This window comes from Mesorhizobium sp. WSM4810, assembly GCF_055811235.1.
On record NZ_JBVVQV010000001.1, the window covers coordinates 77,393 to 96,651 of the forward strand.

Consider the following 19,259-nt stretch of genomic DNA (forward strand, 5'->3'; position numbering starts at 1 on the left):
ATGCGATCACCAGCGGGCGAGAAGGCGACGCTGGTGACGTTCCCCTCATGGCCCTTGAAGGGCGGGGCGGCCTCCTTGCCGTCGAGCGTCCATAGCTGAACCATGTCGTCATCGCCAGCCGAGACGATGCGGTCGCCGGCGGGCGAGAAGGCGACGCTGTTGACGATCCCCTCATGGGCCTTGAAGGGCGGGGCGGCCTCCTTTCCGTCGAGCGTCCAAAGCCGCACCGTGCCGTCATTGCCAGCCGAGACGATGCGGTCCCTGGCGGGCGAGAAGGCGACGTCGTGGACGGCGACTTGTTGGCTCTCGAACGGCGGGGCGGCCTCCTTGCCATCGAGCGTCCAAAGCCGGACCGTGCCGTCAAAGCCAGCCGAGACGATGCGATCACCAGCGGGCGAGAAGGCGACGCTGGTGACGTTCCCCTCATGGCCCTTGAAGGGCGGGGCGGCCTCCTTTCCGTCAAGCGTCCAAAGCCGGACCGTGCCGTCACCGCCGGCCGAGACGATGCGATCGCCGGCGGGCGAGAAGGCGACGTCGTGGACGACGTCTTCATGGCCCTCGAACGGTTCGGCGGCCTCCTTGCCGTCGAGTGTCCAAAGCCGGACCGTGCCGTCGCCGCCGGCCGAGACGATGCGGTCGCCGGTGGGCGAGAAGGCAACGCTGGTGACGATCCCCTGCTCATAGGCTTTGAAGGGCAGGGCGGCCACCTTGCCGTCGAGCGTCCAAAGCCGCATGCCGTCCTCGCCAGCCGAGACGATGCGATCACCGGCGGGTGAGAAGGCGACGCTGGTGACGGACCCTTGGTGACCCTTGAACGGCGGGGCGGCCGCCTTGCCGTCGAGCGTCCAAAACTGCACCGTGCCGTCCTCGCCAGCCGAGACGATGCGGTCACCGGCGGGCGAGAAGGCGACGCTGGTGACGGACCCTTGGTGACCCTTAAACGGCGGGGCGGCCTCCTTGCCGTCGAGTGTCCAAAGCCGGACCGTGCCGTCACTGCCAGCCGAGACGATGCGGTCCCTGGCGGGCGAGAAAGCGACGTCGTGGACGGCGCCTTCATGGCCCTCGAACGGTGGGACGGCCTCCTTTCCCTCGAGCGTCCAAAGCCGAACCGTGCCGTCACTGCCAGCCGAGACGATGCGGTCGCCGGCGGGCGAGAAGGCGACGCTGGTGACAGACCCTTCATGGCCCTCGAACGGCGGGGCGGCCTCCTCTCCGTCGAGTGTCCAAAGCCGCACCGTGCCATCAACGCCAGCGGTGGCGATCCTCATCGCTTTTCGTTGATCGCGCTCAGACGAGAATGCCCCAGCGTTCGTTTCGGCGTTGATTTCACAAATTTTGACTGGTTGACCGTCGACCCGAAGGTCGAACACATCGACACGTCCTCCGTCATTGACAACGAGAAGAAGCGTGGGGTCGATTTGGGAATAGCGAACCTTTTTTGGGCTGAAGTCTGTTATGCCCAACTGCGGAACGATCCGAACTAATTCTTCAGCGCACAGGCTGATCGACTGCCAGGTCAGGCAGCAGAGCAGGCTCACCGCAAATGCGATGGCGCGCGGCAGTTTGCCGACACTGGAGCAATGCATAGCCATCTGCTGTGCAATCCACTCGGTCCAGAATATTCTTGCACGGATTACGGAAAGAGCCAAGTTCCGCGCCCTTGGACCTTGGATCACCTGCAGGCGTGATCGCCCCTGACAGGCAACCCCTACGGCAAACGTCGGGGCGCGCTCTGATCGATCGTTCTCCGCAGGAAGGGAAACGTCGGCTTGACGCAATGTCCGATCAGCAAGTGGCACCACGGCTGAGTGATCGGAGCGACCGTATCTGTCAGCCTACCAGCACCGGCGGCACACAGGCGTGATTTATCGAGGCGACGGTTCGCATTGGTACACCATATGAGACCGCCCAAGGAACACCGACAGAAACAGAGCGCCAGCCCACGTTCGGTCTCGCGAGGGTGCAAGGCTCGGCCGCACCGACAAACGGCTCTGGCGCGTCAACCGTTGGTGGTGTGTGGTGGCGTCGAAGGGGGCACGGGGTAGACGTACCGGGGCGACCTACGAACCCGAGAGGCAAATCCGCCCGAAGTTTTGCCTTGCTCTCGCTGGTAGGGGGCCCGGCTCAGCGCCCCCTATCGTACAGCCAAATGGTCACCTTTCGATGATGTGCACGACCTTGCGGGTTTGCGGGTCGATCAGCACGGTGCGACCGTCAACTACGACGTACTGATACTTGGTCGGCAATGTGTTTTCGGCAAGTTCGCCCGGCTTGAATATATCCGGTATGATCGCCCCGACTAGCAGTTCAAAGTTGGACGGACGCTCGACTACGACTGGATTGGTTTTCACGTATTCTCGAACTACGGTTTCCTGTTCGGGCGTGATCACGACAGTCTGGGCGGTCGCGAGAGCGGTTCCTGCGAGAAGGATGGTAGCAGCAATCGTGCTTCGAAAAGTCATATCTACCTCCTGGTTTGGCATAATAGCCGCTGGTATAACCGCCGTCGGTCCAAACGGTTCCGCAATTGTCCAGCCCTCCCAGCCCCCGCCATGCCACGAGGTAGGACCTCAGTCTTTCCCTGTCAGCCACTCCTCGGTCACGCCTCCGGGTCGCCCAGCGATCACCGTATGGAAGACCTAAGGACTTGTGGCGGGCTGGCCCTAAGGGGTGCCGGGGTCTTCGAGCCATTTATCCGATCACCCGCTCGGAAATTTCAGGGCTGCAGCCAAGGCGGAGGGTATGTTGATGGGCGCGGCTATGGAACTATGACCGTCACTCCATGTCGGGCACGTCGCCACCAACAAAGAGCGTCGTCGGCTCGCCGTATTCGCCCAGCGACGGGTTGACATCGCGCGACCAAGCAATAACGCCAGCATGTTTCGCCGCCAGACCCTTGGCGGTGCTTATTGCCCGGTCCTCGGTCTGCTGCTCGGCTGGCCCAAAGACAGGCTGAAGGTCGCCGCTCTCGTCGCGGTCGAAGGCAGTGACCACGATGAGCTTAGGAGTCTTCTGCTGGGGGAGGATGTTCTCAGACACGTTGGTTGCCTTTCCGCTGGGCCGGGAGTTGGACAGGAGGCATGGGAAGTCGCTCCGGTTCACTGGGATAAATCGCAGTGGCACCGATCAAAGGCACCATCGACAGTTCCCGCTTTGGAGCTTTCTGTTCGCCCTTTAGGTCTGCGATTTCCTCGTCACGTCTTGCTATTCGACTTTCCAGATTGGCGATACGCTCGGTCAGTAAGTGGCGGCCGACTAGGAAGCCCCCGCCTCCGAAGAGAACTGCAAACGTCGCAAAGACGGCCGGGTTCGCCAGCACCAGCGCCGAGTTGGCTTCTAGGAAAGCGATAAGGTCATGCATCGGGCAACATCGTCCTCGCGTGAGCGCCCACGGCTGTCACCCCAGGACTGGCGGCGTGTCGTCGTAGCTGACATGCACCAAGCCTGGATGCCGGTGCGCGAGAGCGACGATCTGGGTCTCAAGCTCACAGTTGTAAGCCATGAGCGCCTTCACCGTCTCAAGCGGGCTGTCATAGCGAGCGATGAGTTTCTCGGCTTCGGAGTGCAGTTCCGCCTTGGCCTCGGGGTCCAGGTGCATCATGCCCATTGTTGTGGTGCCTCCTATCGCGTTGCCCGGCGCGGTGCCGAGAGTGCGTCAAGCCGCTCCTGAAGGTGGCCGTTGACGACCATTTCCTTGAGCGCCTTCATCACGTCGCCATTGTGGACGGCAACGAACCTGTCAGCGGTGGCCTGTAGGGCAGCCTCTTGGCGGCTGTCGAGCGTCACGATGTGATCCATAGCGATGCCTCCAAACGTTGCATGGGGCACAGTGAACAAAATAGGAACAAAACTGTCAAGAGCGAATTGACCAGAGGAGGAATGAGTTCCTATTTTGGGCCATGCCTGACAATGGTGGAAGACGTACGCGCGGCAGCGAATGGAGGCTCAGCAATGCCCACGAGGTCGGGCAGCTTGTGCGCGTTCAATGCGGGCTCTGCAACGTCAAGCGCTGGTATCAGCCCAGCGACCTGAAGGAAATCTTCGGGGACATTGAGGCCGAGCTGGTGGGGAGCAGAATGAGCTGCGAGCGATGCGGAAAGCACGATTTCATGCATGTCGAGACGCAAAACCCAACAGGTCGGGAGCGGCAGGGCATTCGCGTCAGGCGGCTGGCCGAAATAAGGACAGTGCGGCGGGTGATCTGGAGAGATGAATAGCAAAGGAACCCAACTTTCGACCCAAACCGGTCAGACACGCAGGCGCGGACATGCTTGCCGAGGGCAGCGGAGGCTGACACTGGACCACGGGGTCGACCATAGGCAGGGAGCAGAATTGTGGCTTTGCCGGCGGCTTTGACGGCTTCCTTTGCGGCCTCAAGAGGCTTGCCTGATATTCAGGCGCGGGCTAAGGGGCGCGCTCCGCAACACCTCTGGAAAATCTTCCCATGCGCGTACTGATCCTAGCCGCCACCTCAGCCCTGTTGGCGGTCGGCCCCGTTCACTCCCGCGAACCTGTCGCTCTCGTGGTCAAATCGCTGTTTAAAGAAAATAAGCCGTTCAACCGGCACGCCGAACTGGTCGGGCATCTCAACACCATGATCCTCGCCTGCGGGATCGACAACAAGCGGAGGCGCGATGCTCACAAACAGGCGTTCGAGGCGGCCGAGGCCGAGATTGGATGGGACGCAACGCACGACCAGTTGTACCTCTTGGGAATTCGGTCCGCGAACTATCTCCTCCCCGCTGGCGCGCACGAGCGGTTCTGCGCGGAAGCGGAAAAAGACTGGGGGCCGGACGACCCAAGCATATGGGACAAGCCGCGCGACTGAGCCGGCGGCAAACGCCTTGACGAAGCAAGGACGCCCAGTGCAGGGCTTTTCCTCGTCGCCGGAGAGGCCGCTGTGGTGACGGCACCAACCGCCGACAGTCCGCCAAGCTACACGGTCAAGTCGTCCATCACAGTGCCCGATCTTGCAAGCCCTTCCCCATCTGGTATCCGTCAGACAGGGTTGATTTGGGGCTTCAGATGAGAATGGGTATTTGCGCCGCCGTCGCGGCAATCTTGTCGGCAACTCCTGCCATTGCGGGACCTATCGCGGGCGTTGCCTCGGTCATCGATGGCGACACAATCGAAGTCCACGGCCAGCGCATCCGTTTCAAGGGGATCGACGCGCCGGAAAGTCGCCAACTATGCCTTGATGCCGCCAGCAAGAAATACCGCTGCGGCCAACGGGCTGCGCTTGCCCTGGCTGATTTCCTCGATGCGAACCAGCCAGCGTCGTGCGTTGAGGTCGATCGCGACCGTTATCGCCGCGTCGTCGCCGTCTGCACGGCGGGCGGGCAGGACGTTGCCGATTGGCTTGTCAGGAGCGGTTTTGCGCTTGACTGGCCTCGATATAGCAACGGCGCGTATGCCGGCGCAGAGAAGACCGCACAGGCGGAGAGACGTGGCATGTGGGCCGGAACATTCGCCCGGCCGTGGGAATGGCGCAGGGGCCGCGACACAGCCCCATTAGTCAACGCTGGCGGCCCCTAACGGGCAAGCGGCCATCTAGACTACAAGCTGAACGTGGTTCGCGAGTAGATGACGGTTCGCCGCGGACCGGGCACATGACGTCGACCATGACTTCGCTGCGCAGCTTTCGGTGCTTTGGTCATCGCTTTCTCTTTGTCATGAGTGCGCGGACTTTGACGATCATCGCAGCATTGGACTTCAGCTGAAAGGCACGGATCTTTCGCATGTGTCGATCGGCTACCTCCTTGTAGTAAAGGATCGGCCGCATCGCTCGCTCGTATGCTGCTTCTTGTCCGGCGCACAATTGCTGCGCTTTTCTCGCTAACGAATACGGATCGCCGCGCTGAACTGACAGCTTTGCCGACCACAACTGATTGCATTTAATCAAGGCGCTCTGTTCGGCCTTGTACCTCGGATCGACTGCTGCTCGGGCGTCAGCAGTAAAAATCGTAAGTCCCACTAGTGTGGCGAGTAAGAAACGGTTCATTGCAGCCCCCCAAGATGGGCTACACAAACCGAAATTTCTCTACCTTTCAAGCCCGGCCTGCCGGTAAGCTCTAATGGAGGCGGCGATCGAAAAGATGCGTTCTACGGGGCTAGGGCGTCTCGCTGCGCACAATTGCCAAGATTATTACTGGAGACGGCAGTCAAGAAGGTGTTGACCCGGTGACGCCGCGTCAGTGCGACCACAACAGCGTTGCCTTCGCGCGCGCAGCAGATGCCCTTCGGTCCCACTTGCAAATCAGTCGCAGCTGCTTTAATGGGTTAAATGCAGTCGACGAACTGCGCCCAAAGGCTCGACCGATGCGTCGGGCTTTTTCGTTTCACCCGCCCGGTAAATTGTTGAGTATACGTGCAGCAGGCACTTGTACCGACGTTCGAACTCATCTAATGTGCTAAATGCAGGCGCGAAATTGTGCCTGAACAAAGCCGCTCCCGACCGGGCGGCTTTTTTGTTTCCGAATTCCAATCAACACCGAAGCCGCCCGCCTCTAGCTCGTTAGCGCTGGAGCGCTTTCGCTCGCCCAAAGGAAAGGCAAACCACCATGACCGCCACAGCGACCCTGACCATCAAAGAGGCCGCTCGCCTCGCTGAGGTGCCACACCAGACCGTCTATGGTTGGATCGAGCGTCATCCCTCGATCGTTGCCGAAACCGGCCGGCCGCGTCGTCTCTTCGCACACAAAGTTCTCGAATTCATCCGAGCGCGCGAACTCGTCTTTGGTCGCGAAACAGCCGCCTGAAAAGCCGGAGCAACTATAGACGTTTTCTAGATCCGCGCGCCTGCAAACAGGCTAATGAAATCATGTACTTAGCAAGGGATAATGCGCGGGCGGAAACGGCCGCGCATTATTGTTATTCAGCATGGTCGCGACGTCCTCCAAAACCAGACCGGGAGGATGGACGTCCACCACGATGTTGACGAGGGTTCAGATGCGAATGATTGACGACTTCGCTTACGCGGCCAATTGCAACGTCCACATCACTATGATGCCGCCCACTTCGGGCGATGCCGAAGGCCTACAGTTCTGCGCGAGGGCGCGTTCCGAACTAGCCACCATGCTTAAGCGGCGCGGGGTCGCCTTCCAGGCGTTGACCGTCTTCGAAAAGAAAGCAGGAGTTGACCTACATGGACACATGCTCGCGCGGATCGACCCCGAGCATTTCGACATCCTTGAAAAATGGCGTGCTCGCTACCCCGGTAACATCATAAAAGCCCAGCCCATCTACAAGCGGGCTGGCCTCGTCACCTACCTTCAGAAGCAACGCCAATGGCTTGGACCGCAGATCGAGGCGAACCTACGGAAATGGCGAGGGGCGAACCACCCGAAATACGAGAAGGGGGAGCCGTTTCGTGGCAAGCGCGTGTCACCAACGAAGGCGGCGGCGGCTCTGTTAGCCGAAATCGAGGCGCGGCGGGCGAGCGCATCCGTTCTTCGCGCTAGACGGCAGCGGACGGCGTACACGGCGGCTAATAGCCGGGGGATCGCGGACCTACCAAAGCTGATCCAGCCCGACATAACGGCACGAACAAAAACCGCTTCCAAGCGCGAACAAGGAAGCGGCGAAACGAATTCGTTGTCAAAGCAGTTACAGCCGCAACAATATCAGCAGTCGGCCGAAGAGCCAAGCTCCGAAGGCCGGAATTGAAAGCCGATGCCGGGTACTGACGTCGAAAACTGACAAGAGCCTCGGCCGGCCAAAACCACCTGCAATCATCGCAAGGACTTCACCACCGTCGCCCTTCGGCCGACGGGACGCGTCCGCGCGCGTCAACGCCAAACGGCCGCCCTCAGCGTGCCGACCGGCATCAATCAAAGGAAAAGCTCAATGCAACAGGACGAAGAAACTATAATTTCCGGTACCGAAACTGACAAAAGGGGGACCGGTTCGAAAAGGGCACGTGTGGGCCGGCCGTTCGCGCTCGAAGCCAGTGGCGAAGCGCTTCGGCAGCTTCGCGGCCTCTCTCGCATTCACGCGACGCACGACGAAATGGCGGATTTCTTCGGCATTGCGCATTCCACGTTCCAAGCCTTTCTAAAGCGCTCACCAGAAGCACTCGAAGAAATCGCCCGGGGCCGCGCGGAGGGATGCATCTCGCTTCGACGTCGGCAGTTCGCACTTGCTGAAAAGAACGCTGCCATGGCGATCTTTTTAGGGAAGAACTACCTCGGCCAGGCGGATCGCGTTGAACTCGCCAACAAGGGCGAGATCGCAATCTACATCGATGCCGACGACGCGAGGTTATAGGTCGATGCTCGACACAAATCCCCCAGGCGTCGTTCCTGACGCGCTCGGCGCGCCTCCGGCAGCGTCCCCGCTAACGTCGGGCGTGAAACCGCCCCGACAGTCCCGGCAGCCGGCAAACCGCGAGAAAGTTTGCTCGGTCGACGGATGCGCCAAGTCGGCCCATGCGCGCGGTCTGTGCAGCGCGCACTACCAGCGGCGACGTAGGTACGGCGATCCTCTTAGTGGGGGAACGGCGTACGGCGATCCGGGGCGATACTTCCGTGATGTGGTCCTCGCATACGAAGGCGACACGTGCTTGATTTGGCCTTTCGCGTTGACCGGCCATGGCTACCCTCACTTCCGCCACGAAGGTAAGTGGTGCTACGTCCATAGGCGCGTTTGCGAGCACGTCAACGGACCCGCTCGTACGCCGAAGCATGAGGCTGCCCACTCTTGCGGCAAGGGTCATCTTGGATGCGTCACCAAGCGGCACCTATCTTGGAAAACCCCATCGGGGAATGCGGCCGATCGGGTCGTTCACGGCACCAATCGTGTGAGGCTCACGCCCGCCAAGGTTCACGAGATACGCTCCCTTGACGGCTTGATGTCGCGGAGCGCGATTGCTCGGCACGTCGGCGTTTCGCCTTCGACCGTCCGTGACGTTCTGGGCGGCAAGACGTGGGCGTGGCTCCCTGACGCTCGTACGGCGGTTCCTGCGACTGCACACGTCTAAAATCCCCGCGAACGCGCCCACGGCCTTCTCCGGCCGTTTCCTATGCCACCCTGACCTAGCCGCTCTGTGCGCTGCCTCGCGGCCACGGAGGGCCTACCTTGCTCGCACGGTGACGCTATCCATGCCCGAATTTTCCAGTTCACAAACGCCGGCCGGCATGCCCTCATGGGCGCTTGCGATGGTGCCGGTCAGCATGGCGGTCGCCGCGATGCTTCTCGGCGTGTCGCGGCGCTTCTTGGTCGACGTGATCAAGGAGCATCCGCACTATGAGCCGCGCGGCTCCAAAAAGATATTTTATCCCGAACACATAGCGTCACTAAGAAAGGTATTGGCATGTCCGGAAAGCTCGAACTCAAAGAAAGGGGCGGAATTTGGTACGCCGTTGGAACCTTCGACGGACGACGCATTCGAGAGAGCCTTAAAACTCGCGACCGCGAAGTCGCCGAGCAAAAGCGCGTCAAATTCGAAGCGCGGCTCTGGAAACGTCATATCCATGGCGAGGAAGCGGTAAGGACGTTCGAAGAGGCGTGCGAGCGCTATCTCCTAGCCGGCGGCGAGGGTCGCTTCCTGCCGCCGCTCATGCGCCATTTCAAGGCCCGCGTGCTTGGCTCTATCAAGCCCGGCGAGATCAAAGATGCGGCGCTGAAGCTCTACCCGCGCGCGGCGCCGGCCACACGGAACCGGCAGGCGATCATCCCGGCCAAAGCCGTTATCAACGACGCGGCCGAAGCCGGATGGTGCCCCAAGATCAGCGTCGAGCTATTCAAGGTGGAGAAGAGCCGGAAGCACAAGCCCGTTGACCGGGCTTGGCTCGACGCCTTCATGGCCGAAGCCGACAAGAGCGGTCTGCCGCATCTGTCGGCGATCGTTCTGTTCATGCACCAGACGGCCGCCCGCGTCGCGGAGGCCGTGAGGCTAAGAGGCGAATGCGTCAATCTCGCCGCGCGGATAGCCGTGCTTGAAAAGACGAAGACGGAAGAGGGTTCCCCGCGAGCGCTCACGACGGAGCTAGTCGTCAGAATGGCTGCCTTGGGGATCGAGGATGGCAAGCCGGTGTTCTGGTATACCGACCCGAAGGCGGTAACGCGGCGAATGAAGGCTGTCGCGAAGCGCGCCAATATACCGATGCGGACAAGCCATAGCGCCGGCCGTCATTCATTCGGCACGAATGCTATTGGCAGCGGCGTGACGGTCAAGGAAGCGATGGATGCCGGCGGATGGAAGTCGGCCGCGCTCTTCATCCAAACCTACGTGCATTCCGAGGAAGCCGCCCGCAAGGTCGCGAACGTCTTCGATCGCGCGACCGGACCTCTTGACGCAAATTTGGCACAACATATCACTGTCCGCCGGCTAAGGTTCGGAAAACAAAAGTAAATCGGTCGCCCGGCGCCATCTCTTGGTAAGGGAGAGGTCGAGAGTTCAATCCTCTCTCGCAGCACCAGTTTATCCCATTGAAATCGTCCAACCACTTGACACGCAAGGCTCTCGTGATCGCTGCAGATTCCTTCAACGGAATTGGTTGGCACAAGATCGACAAGCGCAGCCCCTTGACATCGACGTGTATCCATTCCCATACGATGAAGGTGATGTGCGACGAGATTCAGGCTCCCACGGCCAGAACAGGTCATAGCGCCCGGGAATCAGCCATGCGTGCGAACATCCTGGCTGCACAAATCATGCCGGCTGGGATTTTCGCGAGGCCTAGCAAGCCTCGCGCAGGTTCTGCTTCGAACATCGCGCTGAGAGGGAGCGGTTTCTTTTAGAACCTCAACCAATCCGCCATCCCTTCGCGTCTGAAGCCCTACCGGGTTTGACGTCGATCAGCCTCGTACCGCCGAAGGATTTCTACAACGCGATCGCAAGACTTTAGGCATGTCACCGTTTCGCGGTGTCAGCATCCCGCTCGTCGCGTCTGAGGAACTCGCTGGTGACCGTGCCGAGTTGGTTTTCCAGCCAATCTGCCATCGCCTCTTCTTCGCGGAGGTTTTCTTTACACGCTCTTTGGGTCTCGGAGTCGCCGACCTCGCCGGCTGCGGCAATGAGCATTTTGTAGCTGGCGATTTCCATATGTTCGAATGTGTAGCTAGCCAGTGATCCTTTCATCACCTCGTCGCCTGCAAACATGCCGCTGATGTTCTGTCCGAATGCGATTAGCTTACCGCCGGCATCCTTCAGCGTCGAAGATCCGTCGCCAATCCGGTCGAGGCATTGTTCAAGACGTTTTGCCTGTTGCCTCGTTTCTTCGAGATGCATGTTCATCCGGTCGCGAATCTCGGGATAGTTTTCGAGACGCTCGATTTGGCCGCTCAACATGGTCTCGGCTTGTTCTTCCATGGCGTGAGCGTCGCGAAGCCACTGCACCAGACGTTCCTTGGAGTCTGTCATGTCTGTCTCCGTTGGTCAGCATTGTCTTACTGCCATCGCAACGCTGCCACAGACCGTTAGTTCCGATCGCCTGCAAAGCGCAGTCGATACCCGGCGGTGACCACGACATCCCGTCCCGCAGGTCGCTGCCTCCCCGGCCAAAAGCCCCTTGAAGCGCAACATTAGCGTCAGCTAATAGTGCTCTGTGAGCAGTGGGCGTTGCCTGGTAGGCGCCGGCCGGCAGCTTTTGGTCCGCCGTAGGAACAAGCTCCAGAGGTTAGGGCGGTGAGTATCTCAGATCAGAGCGGCCCGAGGACGAATGTGGCCAGTAGGGCAACAAAAAGCACAGCGGTGATCACGGCGCCCCACATGAGGACCCTTCCTGTGCCGCGTTGCTCTTCCTCGCGAGGTATCTCTTTCGCCATAGCAAGCATCCTTTTTGAGAAGTTCGGTGACTCAGCAACGTGTCTTGCGGAGGCTGGTTCCCGGCAGCCATCTTGAACGGATCAGCTTTCGGAGGGGCCTATTGATGCCCTGGTTCATTTGGATATTTCCCTTGGACCCACGCCATGGGCGCGCTGTCGCTAGAAGTCCATGCGAGGGACGCCGGTTATGGCACCGAATTCTTACTGCTAATTTAGCTGGAAGTGATGGAACCTGTTTGCCCCCGCCAAGTTCGTTAGGCAATGGAGGAGATTGCCACCATGAACAGTGTCATTTATCTCATCGGCCTTGTCGTCGTCGTGCTTGCGATCCTCTCCTTCCTCGGATTCCATTAGGAGATACCATGCAGCGCGAAGACGATCAGGGCCGTAAGCCGGCCGATTTCGAAACAGCCAAAAGCGAACTGTCTGAACGGTTCCAGCAGGAAACGCAGACCGCGACAGAGGCGCTACACGACGCTCGCGACGAACTCGCCAGGAAGGCGGGCGACTACGCTGCTGAAGCGAAGCAGGCGTTATTCGACAAGGCCGAGGGAACACAGCGCGACATCAGTTCCAATCTTAAGGCCTTGAGCGGAGCTTTGCGAGCAGCAAGCGAGCATCTGGCCAATAATGATCAACGGACCGCTTCGAAGTTCACCCTCGATGCCGCCGGCTCGCTTGAACGCCTTTCGTCTTCGTTGAAGGACAAGCCATTCGAAGATGTTCTTGGCGAGATGCGGTCTTTCGGCCGCGAAAACTCAGGGGCGCTGATAGCCGGCTCAGTATTGGCAGGCTTGGCGCTGGGGCGGTTTATCAAGAGCACGCCGCCATCTGCTCGGACCGAGACACCGAGTCGATCGCAAACAGACGGGGGTTCAGAAACGGTTTCGAACTCGGATCAGTCCGCTACGCGATCGGCAGAGGCACCTGACACTACGCCGCCCCCCTTCAATCAGCCCAGAGACGACAGGGATTTGGCAGGCGCAAGCCTGGAGCAGAACCCATGAACAACAATCAGGAAAGTCGCGGCCTCGCAACCCTCGTCAGCGATCTGGCACAGCAGGTCACAAGCCTGCTTCAAACCGAAAGTAGGCTGTTGCGGGCCGAAATGTCGGAGAAAATCAGCAAGGCCGGCACAGGCGCCGCCGAGGTTCTGGCCGGCGCCATATGCCTTCTCGCGGCCTTGATGGTGCTTTTGCAAGCACTCGTAATCGCCCTGGCGAGTGCCGGCTTGGGAGCGGGATGGTCCTCGCTGCTGGTCGGGATCGTCGTCGCGGTACTGGGGATCATTCTCTTGCGCTCCGGCACGAAAAGCATGGCTCCTTCCGAGCTAACGCCTGATCGCACACAAGACCAACTCAAGCGCGACGCACGCGTGATCAAGGATCAAGTGAGATGAGCGAAAAATCCGCAGCCGAGCTCGAACGCGATGCCGACATCGCCCGTGCTAAAGTAGCAGACACCGCCGATTCGATCCGCAGCAAGATGACACCGGGTCAATTGATCGACGAATTTACCGGGATGTTCGCCGGTGGCGAGGGATCTGCCATGCTTGGCAATTTCAAGTCGCAAGTCAGGGACAACCCGTTGCCATTGACGTTGATTGGAGCCGGCCTGGCCTGGCTGATGCTGGGCGACGGCACGTCGGCAACCAACTCAGCTGCCGCCGCCTATCGGACAGGCACGGCTCCTGACGCTTTCTCTAACTTGCGCGGCGATGATTTCAGCCAGGGCAACGAAGGGTCCGGAATCGGGGCGATGCTCTCCGATACCACCGGTTCGGTTACATCAGCAGCAAGCGACGCGGCCGAAGCTGCAGCAAACGCTGCAACGGGCGCCAAGGAAAGGATGACAAAAACCGCCGGACAGCTCGGCTCAAGCGCCAGCGAGATAGCGGCTCGGACGCGCCAATCGGCACAAGACCTCTTCGAGCGCGAACCGCTGGCTATCGCCGCAGTCGGCCTTGCGCTGGGCACTGCCATCGGGGTGATGCTGCCCCACACAGCCACAGAGGACGAGCAACTTGGCGCCTACCGCGACAAAATTCGCGACAGTGCGGAGGAGGTTTTCGAAACGGGCCTGGAGCAAGCAAAGCAAGTTGCCGCCGAGGCCTACGAAACGGTCAAGGAAGAGGCCGACCGGCAAGGCTCGGGTGGAGATGCAGGCACCCTAGCAGGCAAGGTCGGCAAAGTTGTGGAATCGACCGCAAACAGAACTGAGGAAGCCATTCGCGATCGTTTGCCGGGGTCGTCGGACGAGTCTTCTACCACCACATAGCGTCGCCACCAGCCTGAATGACGCGCTTGGTCCATACGATGTCATCCGGCACCGTCGCCGGTCGTAACCACACCGGATCGGAAGGGATTGCGGAGGTGGTCTTGAAGTAGCGGCATTCACAATGGCGGCTTTGAACGCGGCGAAGGTCTCCGGCGGCACGTCCTCAGACTGGTAACATTTACCGCTGGCCACGAACCACGCCGAGAGGGTTCTGCGTTCCGGATCGTATTCCGTTTGCGTATCGAGGTGAACGCCATAACGCTCACACCTTGGTTCGGCGCGGGCCTGCTAGGTTTCTCCCCTTTTGGGTCCTATGACGGTAGTTAGAAAATCGCCAGATCGTCCTGAACGCGGGTCTGCAACGACCTAAACTTGCGTCCCGGTCCACCGCGTGAAGGTGGACCGACCCCGCTACCGCGACGTCGAAAGCCGGCGCTTCAAGCAGAGGCGCGCCTATCGGGGATCGCTTCGCCGTCGGCACCTGACCCGATCGTTCCAAGTCGGCCTGGTCCGGTGCCTGAACGACCGCCTGGAAGAGCTCGAACCCATCCCGAAATACGGCTGGTGTGTCGGGCATCGGCCCGCGTAGCGACCGACGCCTAAAGGCCGGCAGACAGGCCGCCGACAAGGTCAACCTGAACCGCGCGTTGGGCAACCAAGTCCGAAACCAAGTTCGCACGATATTTGGAATCAAGATTAGTCGGGTTGCCTCCCCGGCCGTAAGCCTTGAAGCGGAACGTTAGCGCGCGCTGATGGTTTTCTTTCAGCAGTGGTTGGCAATGCGACGTCAGAGGCATCCAATGTTGACCGTCGAAGGAAAATGGATATGGGACAGCTGGTATTGCCGGGATGATCAGGGACTCTGGCATGCCTTCTTTCTGCAGGCCGATCGCTCGCTAGGGAATCCCGAACTGCGACACTGGAATGTCACCTGGGGCCTTGCCACAAGTCCTGACCTGCGCAAATGGACGTATCGGGAACGGTTTTCCGGCCGAGCAAAACTCCGTCTTTTCATGATCTGACGATCTGGACCCGGCTGCGTTGTGCGGAACGACAGGAATTCATGGACCCTCTTCTATACCGGGACATCACGCGCTGAAGAGGGCAAGATACAACGAATCGGACGCGCGAGTAGCGCCGATCTAGTCCATTGGAGAAGGCAGGGCCTTGCGCTCGAGCGCACCGGTGAGAATGCCGAGTATTACGAGGGTTGCGTTCCGCGGCGCTGGAAGGACTGCTCGCTGCGGGATCCTTGGGTGATACGTGACCCCGAGGGCTCTGGCTGGCTGATGTATTTCACGGCCCGATCGCCGATGCCATCGGATACCAATGCCTCTGGTGCAATTGGCGTTGCCCATTCGCACGATCTTGTAAATTGGCAGCTTCAGCCTCCGGTTTATGTCGGATCTTTCGGGGAAATCGAGGTCCCCCAAGTCTTCCAGCGGGGCGACAAATGGTTCTGCCTCTTCTGCACACATTCACAATGTTGGTCGGAAGAATTCAAACGCAACTATCCGGGAGAGCCGGTAGCGGGCATCCACTATCTTGCTGCCGATCATCCCTTGGGGCCATGGAAACCAGCGGACGGTCCATTCCTATACGGCACACCCGACTGCGAGATATATGCCGGGCGCCTTCTTACACATGGTGACCAGGACTATCTACTTGCCTTCATTTCGGGTCCGGAGGAGCGGTTTTCGGGGACAATCTGCGACCCTATTCCAATCCACTTTGACGCGTGCGGAAGATTGGCCTTGGTCGAGCCACGATCTCCAGATCCGCCGACTGATTATAGAGTCTCTGGTCTTTCTTCACGTCGGGCGATCTGAAATTGGCACGAGCGCGACCCGCTTTCCGCAGGCTTGTCTGCGGCGTCGGTCGAATTGGGCTTTGCAGCGTGAACGCGTCTGGCAGAATTCCCTTTTCGACCAAGCTCCAGGTTACGGGAGCTGCTATCGGAAAGTGTGGCCCGGCTCTTGGCGAATACGCACCGACCGCCGTGTTTCCTCGCCCATTTCGGAGATAATCCAGGAAGATCCGCCCTACGCGGGCGGACGGCGCAGCCGCCAACAGGTAGCGATCGGGATACTTGTTGACCAGCTGCTGCGCCAGCCTGCGTGCATACTGCCTGGCCGCATCGTGGGTGATCGCAGCGTTCAGCGGCGCCATCACATGCACGCCTTTGCCGCCAGTCACCTTCGGCCAGCTGTCGAGTCCTGCTGAACGCAGCATATCGCGGAGCGCCAAAGCCGTGCCGGCAACTAGCTCCCATTCGACTCCTTCGCCAGGATCCAGATCTGTTACGAGGTGGTCGGCATGCTCGATATCATCAATGGTGGCGTTCCATGGGTGCAATTCGACAACGCCCATTTCCACCAAGCCAAGAAGCCCATCAAGGTCATCAACCCACAGCCTCACACCTTCGCCACCTTCGCGTTTCTGAACTCGCAGCTGATGCACGGCATCCGGAACTTTGGGCAATCTGCCCTTGTGATAGAACGTGACGCCGTGGGAGTGGCGAACCAGCTTGAGCGGGCGTCGGCCAAGGTGGACGAGCGCCTTCCTCGCTACCTTCGTCCAATATCCGATCAGATCCTCTTTCGAGGGCACGACGGCGTCGGGCAGCAATTGCAGAATGTTTTCCGGCGGCACGCCGAAACTTTCATCGGACGGCGGCCGCTTGCGGCCTAAAGGCGGCGCGCGGGCTGGTGGGCTCAGATCATCGCGCAGCCCCTTGAACACCGCCTCACGCAGCAGTCCGTCATCGGTGATCCCGCTATATTGGATTTCGGCCTCGACTGCTGGGTGCACCCAAGTTGCCTTGGGCTTGTCTATCGGTTCCGAGAGTGGAGATTTCGCCACAATCAGTGGGTCCAATCGTTCGCGCACTTCGCGTGCATCGCGCAGGCTGTAGCCGCTTTGCGCCTTGCCGGCATAGTGGACGCGATTCCCTTCGCGGCGGCCGAGATAAAGCGAGGCAATCCTGCGCGGCTTCGCCCCCAGCTTCTCGACGAAGGCAACGATCGGAAAGTTGTCGCTCTTGATGCATTTGAGCTTGAGCCAACTCTCCTGCCGGCCGGAGCGGTAGCGGGAATCTGCACGCTTCGACACGATCCCCTCCAGGCCCATTTCGCAGGCGTGCTCGAACACTGTCGGGCCGTCGCCCTCATAATGATCGACATAGACCAGCGCCGGCGGCGCGCCTCTCAAGAGACGTTGCAAGGCGCGCTTGCGTTCCAGCAGCGGAGCGTCCCGCAGATTCTTGCCGTTGAGGTGAAGCAGATCGAAAGCGTGGAAGATCAGCTTCGTTGACTCAGCTTTTCCAAGCTCGCGGCGTAGTGCCTGAAAGTTAGGAAGGCCGGTAGCGCCTAATACAGTCGCCTCGCCATCGATGATTGCGAGCTTTGCTTTCAGCTCAGCCGCGGCACCGACAATCGGGCCGTATCGGTCGGTCCAGTCGAAGCCCCTTCGGGTGAAGGCCTGCGCCTTGCCCCGCTGGATGATCAGCTGGGTCCGATAGCCATCGTATTTGATTTCGTGAATCCATCCATCGCCCTTGGGCGGCTTCTCGACCAGCGTGGGCATCTGGAATTCAATAAACGACAGCCGGCCAATGCCAGGCTCGGTAAGCATGCAATTGGACTCCAGACGCTTCGATTTGAATCAATATCCCCGTTTCGAATCGGTTCCGAAAAACAAAGTGAGGTCCGGCAGTGCTGGCATTCTCCCGTGTGAACAGAACTTGATCCCGCAGGCCCGCGGCAACGAAATCGGTTTGCCGGCGTTGCAATTGATTCGAAGCTCACAGGAGAACGCCATGGGCGATGACATGAGCGAGCGAGATTTCCGCGACCGCGTATCCGCCGGTGACGACTACGAGATCGAGTATTTTACCCAGCAGAACGGTGTCTCGGCAGACCAAGTCCGCCAACTTATCAAAAGCCACGGCAACAACCGGGCCGCTCTGACAGAACCCGCGAGGCGCTGCGTGAGCGGAAATGAGAAACAGCGAGGCCAGCCAGCTACAGGGTAAAGTTCACGACCGGCCGATCAGCCCGGGGCGGAGCATCTCGAGCGCTGTCCTATCCGCCGGCAAGATTTCGATTAGCGCGATCTTGGGCCAGGCACTTCATCACTACGAGCCAGAGCATGAGCTTCTGTCCTATGAAGATGCGTAGGAATTCTTGCACATGGCAAACCACCCAGTTCGGGGCACCATCACACACATTGGCACGCTGACGTCGCGGCCCGCAGGCGTTTTTGATTTTCCTGGCCTATGCCGGGCTTTGGCTTGTCTATGACGCACGCAGCCTCGATTGGCATTCGATTGCGACGCTAGCGACACGGGCCATGACGCTTTTCATCCAGCGCGCCGAACATCCCGATACTCAGGCCCTTCACGCCAAGACGGACGAACTGCTTTGCGCCGTCGGCAAGGCTGATAGCGAGACGGTCAAGTTCGACAAAGAGGAACCTGAAGAGATTGAAAGAGAACGAGAGCGAAAGCAGCAATGAGATTGACCGATAACGAGACCCGGCATTGCCGCGCGAAACCGTTGCAGCCCCAATGCGTTGGGTTGGGCCGCAAGTTACCGGATGAGCCGACAGACCATTGCCTACGAGAGAGGGCAGGCAATGGTCTGTTGGATCAGACCGACTTCCAGATTTAGTGTCCTGCTATACCTTTCGGCACCGCGGGCTGTGCTCCCAGTCGCTTAGGTCACTCGATGACTTTGATGATCTTGCGTGTGCCTGGATCAACGACAACGGTCCGGTTGTCGACCATCACGTAACTGTATTTGGTGTCAGGAACTTCATGAAGCTCGACCGTCTCGGGCAGCGTTGAGCCGATATTGAGCTCTATCCCAGGGACCTTCACCGATGCGAGCGGCTGCTTCTTCACATATTCCCTGATGACGGTCTCCTGTTCAGGCTCGATGACTACGTCCTGAGCGGCAGCAGCGCCGATACCTGCCAGCAGCAGAAATCCCGCGGCTGCAGTGGAAAGTCGCATTTTCATATTGCCTCCTATGTGAGTCCTGTCGCGCCGAACAGCATCGTCACGCGCGATACTCACCGAACCCGCGGCAGCTGCAAAAGTTCCTTTGGCTGGGAGCTTCGGGCCGATCTCAGACAGGACCCAAGTCTCACTGTTCGCGCAACAGACTGGACATCGCACCATCCGGAACCGCGGCTGCCCCTAGTCGTTGCTCACT

General features: G+C 59.8%; 25 protein-coding genes. 13 read left to right on the top strand and 12 right to left on the bottom strand.

The genetic code is table 11. From position 1 onward, the window contains the following. The 6 genes from AC0L3O_RS00410 to AC0L3O_RS00435 form a co-directional block, all read right to left on the bottom strand. The coding region (locus tag AC0L3O_RS00410; RefSeq protein ID WP_473614447.1) for a WD40 repeat domain-containing protein at window positions 1-1,268 on the bottom strand (1,268 nt) is incomplete at its 3' end. Window positions 1,269-2,153: 885 nt separating this feature from the next. After that, the gene (locus tag AC0L3O_RS00415; RefSeq protein WP_473614448.1) at window positions 2,154-2,462 is read right to left on the bottom strand and encodes a DUF1236 domain-containing protein; all 309 of its coding nucleotides are present in this window, start codon (window positions 2,460-2,462) and stop codon (window positions 2,154-2,156) included. Window positions 2,463-2,775: 313 nt separating this feature from the next. Beyond that, the gene (locus tag AC0L3O_RS00420) at window positions 2,776-3,039 is read right to left on the bottom strand and encodes a hypothetical protein (protein WP_473614449.1); all 264 of its coding nucleotides are present in this window, start codon (window positions 3,037-3,039) and stop codon (window positions 2,776-2,778) included. Then, window positions 3,032-3,361, bottom strand: coding sequence for a hypothetical protein (locus AC0L3O_RS00425; RefSeq protein ID WP_473614451.1), 330 nt, complete (start codon window positions 3,359-3,361; stop codon window positions 3,032-3,034). The genes AC0L3O_RS00420 and AC0L3O_RS00425 overlap by 8 nt, the downstream gene beginning before the upstream one ends. 36 nt (window positions 3,362-3,397) lie before the next feature. Beyond that, window positions 3,398-3,607, bottom strand: coding sequence for a hypothetical protein (locus AC0L3O_RS00430; protein ID WP_473614452.1), 210 nt, complete (start codon window positions 3,605-3,607; stop codon window positions 3,398-3,400). Window positions 3,608-3,621: 14 nt separating this feature from the next. Next, window positions 3,622-3,798, bottom strand: a complete 177-nt coding sequence (locus AC0L3O_RS00435; protein WP_473614454.1) for a hypothetical protein — start codon at window positions 3,796-3,798, stop codon at window positions 3,622-3,624. Window positions 3,799-4,444: 646 nt separating this feature from the next. Here AC0L3O_RS00435 and AC0L3O_RS00440 point away from each other — a divergent pair. Both AC0L3O_RS00440 and AC0L3O_RS00445 read left to right on the top strand, forming a co-directional pair. After that, complete coding sequence (locus tag AC0L3O_RS00440) at window positions 4,445-4,828, top strand: hypothetical protein (RefSeq protein ID WP_473614455.1); 384 nt, start codon at window positions 4,445-4,447, stop codon at window positions 4,826-4,828. Between the two features lie 197 nt (window positions 4,829-5,025). Further along, window positions 5,026-5,535 (top strand): thermonuclease family protein, encoded by a 510-nt coding sequence (locus AC0L3O_RS00445; RefSeq protein WP_473614456.1) that lies wholly within the window; start codon window positions 5,026-5,028, stop codon window positions 5,533-5,535. Window positions 5,536-5,653: 118 nt separating this feature from the next. On the opposite strand, the gene AC0L3O_RS00450 is transcribed toward AC0L3O_RS00445, so the two are convergent. Further along, a complete protein-coding gene (locus tag AC0L3O_RS00450) occupies window positions 5,654-6,001 on the bottom strand; it encodes a hypothetical protein (protein WP_473614458.1) in 348 nt (115 codons plus the stop codon). A 559-nt stretch (window positions 6,002-6,560) separates the two neighbouring features. Here AC0L3O_RS00450 and AC0L3O_RS00455 point away from each other — a divergent pair. The 4 genes from AC0L3O_RS00455 to AC0L3O_RS00470 all read left to right on the top strand — a co-directional run bounded on the left by AC0L3O_RS00455 (window position 6,561) and on the right by AC0L3O_RS00470 (window position 8,977). Then, the gene (locus tag AC0L3O_RS00455) at window positions 6,561-6,758 is read left to right on the top strand and encodes a hypothetical protein (protein ID WP_473614459.1); all 198 of its coding nucleotides are present in this window, start codon (window positions 6,561-6,563) and stop codon (window positions 6,756-6,758) included. A gap of 190 nt (window positions 6,759-6,948) precedes the next feature. After that, the gene (locus tag AC0L3O_RS00460) at window positions 6,949-7,665 is read left to right on the top strand and encodes a hypothetical protein (RefSeq protein ID WP_473614461.1); all 717 of its coding nucleotides are present in this window, start codon (window positions 6,949-6,951) and stop codon (window positions 7,663-7,665) included. A 180-nt stretch (window positions 7,666-7,845) separates the two neighbouring features. Beyond that, window positions 7,846-8,265, top strand: coding sequence for a hypothetical protein (locus AC0L3O_RS00465; RefSeq protein ID WP_473614462.1), 420 nt, complete (start codon window positions 7,846-7,848; stop codon window positions 8,263-8,265). Between the two features lie 4 nt (window positions 8,266-8,269). Continuing rightward, entirely contained in the window at window positions 8,270-8,977 is a 708-nt protein-coding gene (locus AC0L3O_RS00470; protein ID WP_473614463.1) for a hypothetical protein, read from the top strand. A gap of 93 nt (window positions 8,978-9,070) precedes the next feature. Here the strand turns inward: AC0L3O_RS00470 and AC0L3O_RS00475 are convergent, their stop codons facing one another. After that, window positions 9,071-9,229 carry a hypothetical protein gene (locus AC0L3O_RS00475; protein ID WP_473614464.1) on the bottom strand — a complete coding sequence of 53 codons (159 nt, stop codon included), beginning with the start codon at window positions 9,227-9,229 and terminating at the stop codon, window positions 9,071-9,073. Between the two features lie 81 nt (window positions 9,230-9,310). Here AC0L3O_RS00475 and AC0L3O_RS00480 point away from each other — a divergent pair, with 81 nt between their 5' ends. Further along, a complete protein-coding gene (locus tag AC0L3O_RS00480; RefSeq protein WP_473614465.1) occupies window positions 9,311-10,351 on the top strand; it encodes a tyrosine-type recombinase/integrase in 1,041 nt (346 codons plus the stop codon). A gap of 501 nt (window positions 10,352-10,852) precedes the next feature. Here the strand turns inward: AC0L3O_RS00480 and AC0L3O_RS00485 are convergent. Then, window positions 10,853-11,362 carry a ferritin-like domain-containing protein gene (locus tag AC0L3O_RS00485; RefSeq protein WP_473614466.1) on the bottom strand — a complete coding sequence of 170 codons (510 nt, stop codon included), beginning with the start codon at window positions 11,360-11,362 and terminating at the stop codon, window positions 10,853-10,855. A 766-nt stretch (window positions 11,363-12,128) separates the two neighbouring features. Between AC0L3O_RS00485 and AC0L3O_RS00490 the strand changes: the two genes are divergently transcribed. Genes AC0L3O_RS00490 through AC0L3O_RS00500 form a run of 3 tightly spaced genes read left to right on the top strand, consistent with a single transcriptional unit; the run spans window position 12,129 to window position 14,043 of the window. Further along, window positions 12,129-12,773, top strand: coding sequence for a hypothetical protein (locus AC0L3O_RS00490; RefSeq protein WP_473614468.1), 645 nt, complete (start codon window positions 12,129-12,131; stop codon window positions 12,771-12,773). Continuing rightward, a complete protein-coding gene (locus AC0L3O_RS00495; RefSeq protein WP_473614469.1) occupies window positions 12,770-13,165 on the top strand; it encodes a phage holin family protein in 396 nt (131 codons plus the stop codon). Before AC0L3O_RS00490 ends, AC0L3O_RS00495 begins: the two co-directional genes overlap by 4 nt. Beyond that, window positions 13,162-14,043 carry a hypothetical protein gene (locus tag AC0L3O_RS00500; RefSeq protein ID WP_473614471.1) on the top strand — a complete coding sequence of 294 codons (882 nt, stop codon included), beginning with the start codon at window positions 13,162-13,164 and terminating at the stop codon, window positions 14,041-14,043. Before AC0L3O_RS00495 ends, AC0L3O_RS00500 begins: the two co-directional genes overlap by 4 nt. On the opposite strand, the gene AC0L3O_RS00505 is transcribed toward AC0L3O_RS00500, so the two are convergent. Next, complete coding sequence (locus tag AC0L3O_RS00505) at window positions 13,936-14,235, bottom strand: hypothetical protein (RefSeq protein ID WP_473614472.1); 300 nt, start codon at window positions 14,233-14,235, stop codon at window positions 13,936-13,938. The two genes, AC0L3O_RS00500 and AC0L3O_RS00505, sit on opposite strands and share 108 nt — an antisense overlap. 608 nt (window positions 14,236-14,843) lie before the next feature. Here AC0L3O_RS00505 and AC0L3O_RS00510 point away from each other — a divergent pair. Beyond that, window positions 14,844-15,065 carry a hypothetical protein gene (locus tag AC0L3O_RS00510; RefSeq protein WP_473614473.1) on the top strand — a complete coding sequence of 74 codons (222 nt, stop codon included), beginning with the start codon at window positions 14,844-14,846 and terminating at the stop codon, window positions 15,063-15,065. Between the two features lie 694 nt (window positions 15,066-15,759). Here AC0L3O_RS00510 and ligD read toward each other — a convergent pair. Next, window positions 15,760-17,676 (bottom strand): DNA ligase D, encoded by a 1,917-nt coding sequence (gene ligD, locus AC0L3O_RS00515; RefSeq protein ID WP_473614474.1) that lies wholly within the window; start codon window positions 17,674-17,676, stop codon window positions 15,760-15,762. Here ligD and AC0L3O_RS00520 point away from each other — a divergent pair. Further along, complete coding sequence (locus tag AC0L3O_RS00520) at window positions 17,675-18,076, top strand: DUF3606 domain-containing protein (RefSeq protein ID WP_287225363.1); 402 nt, start codon at window positions 17,675-17,677, stop codon at window positions 18,074-18,076. The genes ligD and AC0L3O_RS00520 overlap by 2 nt on opposite strands. Window positions 18,077-18,303: 227 nt before the next feature. Then, on the top strand, window positions 18,304-18,558 hold the full coding sequence (locus AC0L3O_RS00525; RefSeq protein ID WP_287225365.1) for a low affinity iron permease family protein: 255 nt from the start codon (window positions 18,304-18,306) through the stop codon (window positions 18,556-18,558). A 205-nt stretch (window positions 18,559-18,763) separates the two neighbouring features. Here the strand turns inward: AC0L3O_RS00525 and AC0L3O_RS00530 are convergent, their stop codons facing one another. Beyond that, window positions 18,764-19,063 (bottom strand): DUF1236 domain-containing protein, encoded by a 300-nt coding sequence (locus AC0L3O_RS00530; RefSeq protein WP_091597134.1) that lies wholly within the window; start codon window positions 19,061-19,063, stop codon window positions 18,764-18,766. Between the last annotated feature and the right edge of the window lie 196 nt (window positions 19,064-19,259).